The 10,837-nt window shown below is 69.8% G+C and carries 8 protein-coding genes; 3 read left to right on the forward strand and 5 right to left on the reverse strand.

Translation table 11 applies throughout. The features are described from left to right. Nucleotides 1-17: 17 nt before the first annotated feature. Together IPK71_07485 and IPK71_07490 are read right to left on the reverse strand one after the other, a co-directional pair. Complete coding sequence (locus IPK71_07485; GenBank protein MBK8213582.1) at nt 18-2,177, reverse strand: hypothetical protein; 2,160 nt, start codon at nt 2,175-2,177, stop codon at nt 18-20. A 112-nt stretch (nt 2,178-2,289) separates the two neighbouring features. Further along, nucleotides 2,290-2,883, reverse strand: a complete 594-nt coding sequence (locus IPK71_07490) for a hypothetical protein (protein ID MBK8213583.1) — start codon at nt 2,881-2,883, stop codon at nt 2,290-2,292. A 139-nt stretch (nt 2,884-3,022) separates the two neighbouring features. Between IPK71_07490 and IPK71_07495 the strand changes: the two genes are divergently transcribed. Then, nucleotides 3,023-4,306: an Hsp70 family protein gene (locus IPK71_07495; protein MBK8213584.1), complete on the forward strand. Its 1,284-nt coding sequence runs from the start codon at nt 3,023-3,025 to the stop codon at nt 4,304-4,306. An 80-nt stretch (nt 4,307-4,386) separates the two neighbouring features. Here IPK71_07495 and IPK71_07500 read toward each other — a convergent pair whose 3' ends face one another. The 3 genes from IPK71_07500 to fadI form a co-directional block, all read right to left on the reverse strand. Continuing rightward, the gene (locus IPK71_07500; protein ID MBK8213585.1) at nt 4,387-4,962 is read right to left on the reverse strand and encodes a hypothetical protein; all 576 of its coding nucleotides are present in this window, start codon (nt 4,960-4,962) and stop codon (nt 4,387-4,389) included. Nucleotides 4,963-5,052: 90 nt separating this feature from the next. Next, nucleotides 5,053-7,218 (reverse strand): fatty acid oxidation complex subunit alpha FadJ, encoded by a 2,166-nt coding sequence (fadJ, locus tag IPK71_07505; GenBank protein ID MBK8213586.1) that lies wholly within the window; start codon nt 7,216-7,218, stop codon nt 5,053-5,055. After that, nucleotides 7,215-8,672, reverse strand: coding sequence for an acetyl-CoA C-acyltransferase FadI (gene fadI, locus IPK71_07510; protein ID MBK8213587.1), 1,458 nt, complete (start codon nt 8,670-8,672; stop codon nt 7,215-7,217). Before fadI ends, fadJ begins: the two co-directional genes overlap by 4 nt. Nucleotides 8,673-8,926: 254 nt before the next feature. Here fadI and IPK71_07515 point away from each other — a divergent pair, with 254 nt between their 5' ends. Beyond that, complete coding sequence (locus tag IPK71_07515; GenBank protein MBK8213588.1) at nt 8,927-9,367, forward strand: hypothetical protein; 441 nt, start codon at nt 8,927-8,929, stop codon at nt 9,365-9,367. 50 nt (nt 9,368-9,417) lie between these two features. Beyond that, entirely contained in the window at nt 9,418-10,836 is a 1,419-nt protein-coding gene (locus tag IPK71_07520) for a hypothetical protein (GenBank protein MBK8213589.1), read from the forward strand. Nucleotide 10,837 lies beyond the last annotated feature (1 nt).

Below are 10,837 nucleotides of genomic sequence, written 5' to 3' on the forward strand. Positions count from 1 at the left end.
AGACCCTCACGGCCGACTCAGAAGGCGTGACGTCGCACGCGCTCGAACACCCCTCCCGGCTCGGTCGAGAGCCAGAAGAAGGTGCTTCCCGTGAAGTCTCCGAGCCCGCGCTCGACGTTGCTCGGCGCCATCCACGGCGGCACGAGGCTGCCGTCGACCTTGGTCACCGTTCGACCCGTGAGGAGGTACCCGTTGGCCTTGCGGAGGTACGTCGGGTAGGTGCGCTGCGTCGTCGTTCCGGGGAGCACGACGGTCGGCCCGGGGACGGCCGCGCCCGTGCCCGTCCACGTGGTGCTCTCGGAGGTTCGTGCCCACGCCGTGGGCGGCATCGGGCCGGGGGGCCTCACGAGGTTCTGGCCCTCGAGCACGTCGTTCGTGCGGAAATACGTGGGAAACGCGGCGAACGAGGCGCTCTCGGTGGCCGTGTGGAGCGTGGTCTCGACGGTGATGGGGTTGCCAGGTGTCGTCGTGCCCGAGATGGTGCGTACGACCGCGAGCTTCGAGCCATCGGGGCTGAAGATCGCGAGCCTCGACGGCGTCGTGAGCGCGAACGTGTTGGCAGGGTGGGTCGCCAGGAGGGCGCCCCCGCGTGGGTTGCGCTCGTCGATCGTGGTCGTGGTGGACACGGCCACGCGCGAGCCGTCGCGTGAGATCGCGACCGGGAGGCCTTGGGCCTGGGTCCAACTGCCGAGGCGCGTCCACGTGGCCAGATCGTAGGCCGCCGGCTCCTCGGTGACGACGACCGTGCCGAGCTCGTTCACGACGACGCGCGAGGTCGTGGGGATCTCGCGGCGGGACATGAAGGCGCCTGCCGTCGTGTCGAGCACCTCGACGTGATCCGAGAAGGCGAGCACGAGCTTGCCGTTCTCGGCCCCGGCCATGCCTCGGAGGCGCCCGCAACCGAGCTTGCCGAACGTGGTGTAGGACGACGCGTTTCCGAACGCGACGCGGCCCTCGTCGTCGGACATGGCCCAGCCGCCCGTCGTCTCGTCGACGGAGAGGCTCGTGGGCCTCGCGAGCGGCGAGGTGGCGACCGGGATAAGTGTAGGTTGCACGCCTCTCAACGAGACGAGCCCCTGCGCGACCTGGACGTAGTGGCTCCGGCTCGTCATCGGCAGATCGCCACTCACGAGCTTCGGGTAGGTGGCGACGCGTGCGGCCGTCGGGCCCGCGAGCGATTCGATCGTCACCGTGTCGCCGTCCGTGCCGACCGAGTAGTTGCCGACCACTGTGCCCGTCAGCCCGACGCCGCGCTGCTTTCCGTCGATCTCCCGCACGGACGTGACCGGCGTCGGGCCCGAGAAGTCGTGCCAGACGGCGAGCTCCCCGTCGTCGCTGAAGCCGTCGAGGCCACCGGGGAGCGGGCCGACCACGCGTGCCGCGCCGGATTTCGGAATGATTTCGAAGCGATTCTCGAGGGGGCCCGCGAACCCCATCCAGAGCTCGCCCGGGCGCCCGACGAAGACTCCGTCGGTGTAGGGGAGCGCGCCGGGGGTGAGCAGATCGGCCGCGAGGACGCGACGAATGAGCGTGCCCGTGGGCGTGAAGAGCTCGATGGCCGCGTCGGTCACGAGCACCACGTACGAGCCGTCGACGGCCGTGAACGCGCGGTGGGGAGCCGCGGGCGCCGGGAACGTGTGGAGGACCGCGCCCGTGCGGAGGTCACGCGTCTGGTAGGCGCTGCCCTCGAGGGTGAAGAGGAGCGAGCCCGCCAGGTGTGCGGGTGGGCCGGCGAGCCCAGGATCGATCGTCGTGGCCGGGCCTTCGGCCAGCCGGTTTCCGGTTGCGACGTCCCAGAGCGCCCACCTCCCGAACATGTCGACGCCCGTGACCAGCCGGTCGCCGCGGCGCGCGGTGTTTCCTAGCCAGAGCGCGTCGTAGAACGTCTGGTCTTGCGCCGCCGCGGGATCGATCGTGCCGCAGGCTCCCGTGCGCGCCGGGATGGGCAGGTCGGCGTCCGTGCCCGCGTCGCCCGAGTCCGGGACGGACGTGTCGGGGAGCGACGTGTCGGGGACGGATGTATCGGGAGACGACGTGTCGGGGGACGACGTGTCGGGAGACGACGTGTCAGGGATCGATCCGTCCTGAGGAGGCTCGATGGGAGTGTCACCGCAGGCCGGAAAGAGGGCGGCGAGCGCGACGAACGCGGTGGCAGAGGCGGCGCGCAGCTTTTTCATGGTGGTGAGGTCGTTGCGAGATCGGTGCCATCGCGTGCACCTACGGAAAGGACGGGTCCTGCCTCACGCGCCGCAAATGGCGCACCACGCCCGCTACCCGTGCGCTCTCCCTTCAGCGCACGATGACGATCCCGTACGAGAGCGCGAGGTCGTCGGTGGCCTTCACCTCGAACGTGACGACCGTGCCCGCCTGGAGGCCGCTCACCGTGTCTCCCGCGCCGAGCACGAGCGTGGTGCCTCCTCGTCGCACGGTGACGTTGAGCGCCACGGCGCGGTCCATGGGCGACGCCGTGAAGCGTACGGCCGTGTCGCCCGCGACGGTCGTGTAGGTGAAGTGATCGACGTCGCCGCCCGAGTCGATACGGCCGCAGTTGAACGGGACGGGGAGGCGCGCGGGGATCGCGGCCGAGCCGTTCGGCTCTGGCTCGACACACGGGCCATCGGTCGCGGCGTCGACGATGGGTTTCGCGTCGGTTGAGGCGTCGGCGGGTGGCGAGACGGAGCTGCCGCTGTCTTCGGTGGAGGTCGTGATGGGGCCCGCCTCCGACCCCGAGCCCACGGGAGGCTCGCTCTCGGTCGACCCTCCGCTCGTGGGCTCGCCCGGTCCGCCATCGACGGCCGCCCCCGTGAACGCACCCGAGCACGCGAGCGCCGGGAGGACCGCGCCGATGGCGAAGAGGGCCAAGGAGAGAGGACGACGCATCACCAGCCGAAAGCGTAGCTCGCCCGTGCCCGGTCGGCATCTGCTCTGTAGGTTGCCGAAACCATTCGGTAATGTTTGCGTTATGGGGGCGTGGCCTGCCCGAGGGTAGACGCCGCGCGACCATCCCGGCTACGAGTCGCCGATGCGCAGCGTCGGCCTCGACTTCGGAACCACGAACAGCGCCATCGGTGTCGCCGAAGACGACGGGGCCGTGCGCCTCGCCAAGTTCCCCTCGGCGAGCGGGCCGACCGAGACGTTCCGGTCGATCTTGTATTTTGCAGCCGATCGCCGGGACGCGCGTGGTCGGCTCGCGCCCGTCGCGGGGCCACGCGCGATCGAGACCTACCTCGAAGCCGACGGGCAAGGGCGGCTCGTCCAGTCGCTCAAGTCGTACCTGGCGGATCGAGGCTTCCTCGCGACGAGCATCTTTCACAAGACTCACACGGTGGTCGAGCTGCTCACGCTGCTGCTCCGCGAGCTCCGCGAGGCCGCCGAGGCATCTCTCGGGCCGCTAGGCTCGCGCATCGTCGTCGGGAGGCCCGTGCGGTTCGCCCACGCCGACACCGAAGAGGACGAGAGCTTCGCCCTCGAGCGCCTCCGCGCCGCGCTCGCGAACGTCGGCTTCACGGAGGTCGTGTTCGAGTACGAGCCCGTCGCCGCGGCCTACTACTACGAGAGCACCCTCGACCGGGACGAGCGGGTGCTCGTGGCGGATTTCGGCGGCGGAACGAGCGATTTCTCGATCGTCGAGGTCGGGCCTTCGAGCCGAGGCTCGTCGAGGCGCATCTTGGCGAACGACGGCGTGGCCCTCGCAGGCGACGCGCTCGACGCGAAGATCCTCCACCACGTGGTGTCGCCGGTGCTTGGCCTCGGGTCGACGTACAAGGCCATGTTCGGCAAAGAGCTCCCGGTGCCCGTCTGGATCTACGCGAAGCTCCGCCGCTGGCACCACCTGTCGTTCTTGCGCACACCGAAGAACATGGAGCTCTTCGACGAGATCGCGCACGGCGCCGCGGAGCCCGCGCGCATTCGTGGGCTCGTGCACATCCTCGAGAACGACCTCGGCTACCACCTGTACCGCGCGGTCGAGCGGGCGAAGGTCGCGCTCTCGGGCTCGGGCACGGCGCGGTTCGTCTTCGAGGACGCACCGCTCCTCATCGAGGCCGACGTGTCACGCGAGGGCTTCGAGGGCTGGATCTCCGAGGAGGTCTCCGCCATGTCGGCGTGCGTCGATCGCGTGCTCGCCACCGCGGGGCTCGCTCCGTCGGACATCGATCGGGTGTTCCTCACGGGCGGCTCGTCGTTCGTGCCGGCGGTGCGGAGGATCTTCGACGAGCGCTTCGGGGCCGAGCGCGTGCGCACCGGGGGCGAGATGGTCTCGGTCGCGACGGGCCTCGCCCTGCGCTCGCGCGACGCGCACGCCTAAGGAATCCAGTGTGCAGCAAAACATAATGATTCCATGGTCTTACGTCTGGCTGTGCGCGCCGTGGAGCGGCCCGTGCCCGATCAAGGCCCGAACACGATCCCGTACGAAATGGGCGCGACCTCCATCGCGGAGACCTCGAACGTGAGGTTCGAGCCAGCGGTGAGGCCGCTCAGCGTGTCTCCGGCGCCGAACACGAGCGTCGTGCCGGCGCGCCGCACGATGACGCGGAGACCGGGCGCGAACGCGGCGGGCGACGCGGTGAAGCGGACCGTGGTCTCGCCCGACTTGGTCGTGTACGTGTAGTGGTCGACGTCCGTGATCTGATCGATGCGGCCGCAGGTGAAGTTCGGCGGCAGCCGTGCGGGCGCCGTGGGCGCTCCGTTGGGCTCGGGCTCGACGCATGGCCCGTCGGTAGAGCTGTCCGAGGACGACGCGTCTTGCGTGCTAGCGTCCGGTGGCGCGGAGCCGGTGCTCGAGCCGCTGGGGCTCGGCGTGCTCGGCGTGGGCTCGTCGCTCGTGGGCGTGCTCGACACCACCGAGTCGTCGGTGCCGCCGTCGGTCGCCGCGCCCGTGAAGGCGCCCGAGCACGCCACGAGGAGCAGCGCGCTCGAACGCGCGAGGAGGCGTAGGAGGCGGGTCGCCTGCGGAGAGCCCATACCGTCAGGGTATCGGCTCCCCGCACGCTTGGACACGCTCCTGGCGCACTTGCCGCTCCGGTCCGCAGGGTGAGCGGTGCGGCGGCCTCGTCAGTGGAACGTCTTGCCCGTGTCGGCCATGTCGACGAGGAGCTTCGCGGGCGTGAACCGCACGCCGAACCGCGCCTCGTAGCCGCGCAGGCGCTTCACGATCTCCTTCGCGCCCACGGTGTCGACGTAGCGGAATGGTCCGCCGCGGAACGGAGGGAACCCGAGGCCGAAGATGGCGCCGATGTCGCCGTCGCGTGCGCTCCGCAGGATGCCCTCTTCGAGGCAGCGCACCGCCTCGTTGACGAAGGCGAGGGCGCAGCGCATCTGGATCTCTTCGGCCGCGAGCTTCGTGCCAGGGGTCACGCCGAGGAGCGTGTACACCGAAGGATCGACCTTCTTTCCGGCCTGCTTTTTGTCGCCTTCGTAGAGGTAGAAGCCCTTCTTGTTCTTGCGGCCCGCGCGCCCGTCCTTGACGAGCTTCTCGAGGCCCGCGGGAGGGCGCATGCGCTCCCCGAACGCCTGCTGGGTGATCGTGCCCACGTGCGCGCCCACGTCGATGCCGACCTCGTCGATGAGCTTGATCGCGCCGACCGGGAACCCCCAGTCGAGCAGGGCCTTGTCGATCGCGTCGATCGCGACACCGTCGGCGACGAGGTACGCCGCCTCGTTCAGGTACGGGGCGAGGATGCGCGTCGTGTAGAAGCCGACGCCATCGTTCACGACGATGACGGTCTTCCCCTGGGATTTTCCGAGCGCGACGGCCGTGGCCACCGCCACGTCGCTCGTGGCTTTGCCGCGCACGACCTCGAGCAGGGGCATCTTGTGCACCGGGCTGAAGTAGTGCATCCCGACCACGTTCTCGGGCCTCGCGGCCACCTCGGCGATGCGCGAGATCGGGAGCGACGACGTGTTCGAGGCGAAGATCGTCGACGGCGACGTGTGCGCCTCGACCTCGCGCAAGACCGCGTGTTTGAGGGCGATGTCCTCGAAGACGGCCTCGACGACGACCTCGGCGCTCTTCATGCCCGAGTAGTCCGTCGTGCCCGAGACGAGCGCGAGCTGTTGATCGCGCTCCTCGCGGGTCATGCTCCGGCGCTTCACGCGCTCGTCCACGATCTCGCGTACGTACTTGAGCCCTCGCCCGACGCCCGCGTCGTCGCGGTCCTTCAGGCGCACCTGGATGCCGGCCTGGCTCGTCACGTACGCGATCCCGCCGCCCATGAGGCCCGCGCCGAGCATGCCGATCTTGTGCACCTCCCGCGGGGCGACGTTCGGGTCGTCGACGCCCGAGTCCTTCTTGAGCGCCGTCGTCGCGAAGAAGATGGACCTGAGCTGCCGTGACGTCTCGCTCACCACGAGCTCCCCGAAGGCCTTCGCCTCGAGCTTGGCTGCCTCGGAAAATCCTTTCTTTCCGAAGGTTTCCATCACGTCGAGGATGCGCTCCGTGGCCGGGTAGTGCCCGCGCGTCTTCTTGCGGGTGGCCTCGCGCGCCTTCGAGAAGAGCACCCTCTGCCCGATCGGGTTCTTCTCGAGGAGGAGCTTCGTGACGGCCTCGGCGTCGAGCTTGACCGACTTCTTCGCCTTCGAAGGCGCGCCCGACGCGAGCGTGAGGGCCAGCTTCGCGGCCACCTCGACGAGGACGGCCTCGGGGCACACCTCGTCGACGAGCCCCTGCTTCTTGGCCTTGGCGGGGCGCAGGTTCTTCCCGGTGAGGGCGAGATCGAGCGCCGTCGCGATGCCGGCGCGCTCGGCCACGCGGAGCATGCCGTTCGCCGCGGGGAGGAGCCCGAGCTTCACCTCGGGCAAGCCGAGCACGGTCTTTTTGTCGTCGCTCGCGACGATCGCGTGCGCGGCGAGGGCGAGCTCGAAGCCTCCGCCGAGCGCCGCTCCGTGCACGGCCGCCACGATGGGCTTGCCCGCGCGCAGCTCGCCGAGGCGCTTCGCGAGCTCGCCCGCGAGGTCTTCGGCGTCCTTGGCGACGCGGATGCTCGAGAGAAAGTCGATGTTCGCGCCGACGACGAAGGAGCCCTTCTTTCCGCTCCGCAGCACGATGGCGCGGACGTTCGCGTCGCGGCCGAGGGCCGAGAGCGTCTCGGTGAGCTCTTGCCCGAACGCGGGCCCGATGGTGTTGAGCGTCTCGTTCGGGTCGTCGATCGTCACCACGGCGACCTTGTCGTCGCGGAGCTCGAACGTCACGATGGTCTTCTTGGTCTCGTCCGTGCTCATTCGCCCACCTCCAGCACCACCGCCGCGCCCAGGCCGCCCGCCGCGCAGGCCGTGGCCAAACCGAACTTCCCGCCGCGCCTCTTGAGCTCGCGGAGCACCGTGGTCACCATGCGCGCGCCCGTGGCGGCGAACGGGTGGCCCAGCGCGAGCGAGCCGCCGTGCACGTTGAACCGCGTGTCGTCGATCTCGCCGATCGCCTCGCTGCGACCGAGCTTCTCCTCGGCGAACCGTCGCGAGCCGAACGCCTGCACATTGCACAGGATTTGGGCCGCGAAGGCCTCGTGCATGTCGACGAGGTCCATGTCCTTCAGGGTGAGGCCGGCGCGGTCGAGCGCGAGCGGCGAGGCGTAGCTCGGTCCCATGAGCATCCAGCCGGCCGGATCGAGCGCCGCGTACGCCCACGAGCGCAGGTACCCGAGCGGGGTGTACCCGAGCGCCTTGGCCTTCGACTCGCTCATCACGACGAGCGCGCTGGCGCCGTCCGTCAGGGCAGACGAGTTTCCGGCCGTCACGGTGCCGTACTTCTTGTCGAAGGCGGGGCGGAGCTTCTCGTACGACGAGAGCTCGCTGTCGTGGCGCACGAGGTTATCCTCGGCGATCGGCTTGTCGAACGATGGGCCGGGCACGACGTGCATGACCTCGTCGGCGAAGAGCCCGGCCTTCCACGCGGCCGAGGCCCGCGAGTGGCTCCTGTGCGCGAAGGCGTCTTGGGCGGCGCGCGTGATGCCGGCCTCTCGCGCCATCTTCTCGGCGCTCTCGCCCATCGTGAGGCCGGTCGTAGGCTCCTTGATCGCCGGCGGGACGGGCACGAGGTCCCTCGGCGAGAGCTTCGAGAAGATGCGAAGTTTGTCGGCCAGGGTCTTGGCCTTGCTCGCGTCGACCAGCGCGCTCGCGAGCCTGCGCGACACGGTGATGGGGACGTCGGTCGACGAGTCGGCGCCGCCGCAGATCGCCGCGGTCGACTGCCCGGCGAGGATCGACTCGGCCGCGCTCGTGAGCGCCTGGAAGCTCGTCGCGCACGCGCGGCTCACGCTGAACGCCTCGATGTTCTTCGGGAGCCCGGTGCCGAGCACCACCTCGCGCGCGATGTTGGGGGCCGAGACGCTCGGGACGACCTGCCCGTACACGCAGAGATCGATGATCTTCGGGTCGATCTCGCTCCTTTGGACGAGCTCGCGCACGACGATGCGAGCGAGGTCTTGGGCCGAGAGATCGCGGTAGGCCGAGGCCTGCTTGGCGAACGGCGTCCGGAGCCCGGCCACGATGGCCAGGCGCTCACGGCGCGGCGTACCGATGGCAGGCGCGCGGCTCGAGCCGCCCTTGGGCTCCTCCGCGCGCTTCGGTCCGTCGGACCCGCTCGACGCCTGCGCGGCCTTCGGCGCCGCCGCCGCGACCGAAACGCTGGCGCTCGCGCGGCCTCCCGACCCATTCGACCGATTGTGCTTCTTCGACATGAGAGCGCTCTCCCTTGTGGGTCCGCCTTGCCCACCGACCGAAGGCGGTGAATGACGGTTCAGTCACCTTGCGTCCGTTGGTGCGGCGCGTCAAGCTGGTCGGCGATGTGCTCGAAATCACGTTGATTTTCTCGTCTAAAGATGAGTTCGGGCGCTGACGCGCGATCTGTGGTAGGGGGCGAGAGTGGCGCGAACGCTCGCGCCCTTTCGCGGCCCGCCCCTCGGGCCGCTCGCCTGCCGCCAGAAGGTGCACGATGCCGACGCTCCAGGAAGTACTCACGGACGATTCGAAGAAGAGCCAAGTGATCAAAGACTGCTGCGAGCTCATCGACGCAGAAGTGAAAGACAAGGGCGGCATCTCGGGCTTGGCGATCAAGGCGGGCTTCAGCGCGGTGAAGGGCATCAAGCCCGGCTTCGTCGAGGGGGCCGTCGAGGACATGCTCCCGGAGTTCGCGCGCGTGCTCGACCCGATCTACCAGGACGCGAAAGAGCAGAACAAACCCGTCTCCGACTTCTTCGCGGCCAACGCGAGCCGCGTCGCCGACGCGCTCCTCGGCATCACGGACGCGAAGGCCCAGCGCGCGAAGAACCCGATCGCCAAAGGCGCCTACGAGAAGCTCCGCGGCTCGGCCAAGAAGAACGTCGAGGCGGCTGCCCCGCGGCTCGGCAAGATGATCGAGAAATACGCGACCTGAGCCGTTTCGCTCGGGTTGACGAGGGGAGCCACGCACCGGAAGTTGTCCGGGTGGCTCCCCTCGCTGCATTTCGGCGCGTCGTGCTCGTGGGCTCGTGGCTCGGCGCCGCCGCTTGTCACTCCGGTGCGAAGCCCGACGATCCGCCGCGGCCCGCTGCCCCCGCGGCCATCGCGCTTCGGGTCTCGTACGACGAGGTCCGCGCCGAGGCCCACGTCGAGGCAAGCTACCCGGCAGGAACGCGCGGCGTGTTCGCGGTCGAATCGGGCTGCGAGAGCTTCGTGACCGGTGCTCGCGCCTCGAGCTCGGGCGCCCCACTCTCGAACGCCGAGCGAGGCGACGATGGCACCGTGCACGTCGACTGCGCGCGTGGTTGCCGCATCGACTATGTCGTCGCCCTCGGCGCTGCGGCGCGCGCCAAGGCGTCGATCGACACGGCGCGCTCGTTCGGGCCCATCGTCGTCGCGCCTCCCTCCACGTGGGCGCTCTTGCCGGTCGACGCACCGGACGGTGAGCCCGTCGTCCTCGACGTGAGGACACGCGCCGGCACGCGCTTCGTGTCGGGCCTCGGCGCTTCGTCCGACGGTCTGCGTCGCACCACGGTGCGTGGCGTTCGTCGTGGCCCCTATTCGTCGTTCGGTCCGTTCGACGTGCTCGAGCTCCGAGAAGGTGGAGGGAGCCTCCTCGAGGTGGCGCTCCCACGTGGTCGTCGTCGCCCGGGCGACCTAGCCATCTCTCGGTGGGTCATGGCGAGCGCGCGCGCGGTGCGGGAGGGCCTCGGGGTCTTCCCTGCACCTCACGCGGCCGTCATCGTGATCGTGGTCCCGGGAGACGACGTGCACGTGGGCTTCTCGATGGGCGGGTCGTCCATCTTGGCGGTCGTGGGCGAAGACACGAGCGAAGATCGTCTCGCGCGCGACTGGGTTCTCACCCACGAGCTTTTGCACTTCGTCCTCCCGTCGCAACCCGAGGCTCGGGACTGGGCCGAAGAGGGCCTCGCGACGTACGTCGAGCCGCTCGTGCGGGCGCGCGCGGGGCTCGTCTCGCGAGAAGAAGCCTGGGCGGGCCTCGTCCGCGGGTTCCCGAACGGTCAGCCTGCGGCGGGAGATCGGGGCCTCGATCGCACGCGCACGTGGGGGCGCGTGTACTGGGGCGGAGCGCTCTTCTTCTTCGAGGCCGACTACGCGATACGTGCGGCGACGAACGGCAAAAAGACGCTCCTCTCGGCCCTCGGGGCGATGGTCCGCGCGGGGTTCGTGAACGGATCGCCCGCGTCGCTCGAGGCTGCGTTCGCCGAAGGGGATCGCGAGGTCGGTGCGTCCGTGCTCGTGCCGATGCTCGCGCGGTACGGCGTATCCCCCGAGGCCTTCCCGTACGAGTCCCACCTCGAAGAGCTCGGGGTGCGCCCTTCGGGGGAACGCGTCTCCCTCGACGCTACCGCCTCGCGCGCCGCGTGGCTCGGAGCGTTCTAGC

Source organism: Myxococcales bacterium, from assembly GCA_016712525.1.
Lineage (GTDB): Bacteria > Myxococcota_A > Polyangia > Polyangiales > Polyangiaceae > JAAFHV01.

What these genes read in the sequence shown, in the direction of transcription:
- IPK71_07485 (MBK8213582.1), bottom strand. Translation starts at nt 2,177, where the DNA reads ATGAAAAAGCTGCGCGCCGCCTCTGCCACCGCGTTCGTCGCGCTCGCC.
- IPK71_07495 (MBK8213584.1), top strand. Translation starts at nt 3,023, where the DNA reads ATGCGCAGCGTCGGCCTCGACTTCGGAACCACGAACAGCGCCATCGGT.
- IPK71_07500 (MBK8213585.1), bottom strand. Translation starts at nt 4,962, where the DNA reads ATGGGCTCTCCGCAGGCGACCCGCCTCCTACGCCTCCTCGCGCGTTCG.
- fadJ (MBK8213586.1), bottom strand. Translation starts at nt 7,218, where the DNA reads ATGAGCACGGACGAGACCAAGAAGACCATCGTGACGTTCGAGCTCCGC.
- fadI (MBK8213587.1), bottom strand. Translation starts at nt 8,672, where the DNA reads ATGTCGAAGAAGCACAATCGGTCGAATGGGTCGGGAGGCCGCGCGAGC.
- IPK71_07515 (MBK8213588.1), top strand. Translation starts at nt 8,927, where the DNA reads ATGCCGACGCTCCAGGAAGTACTCACGGACGATTCGAAGAAGAGCCAA.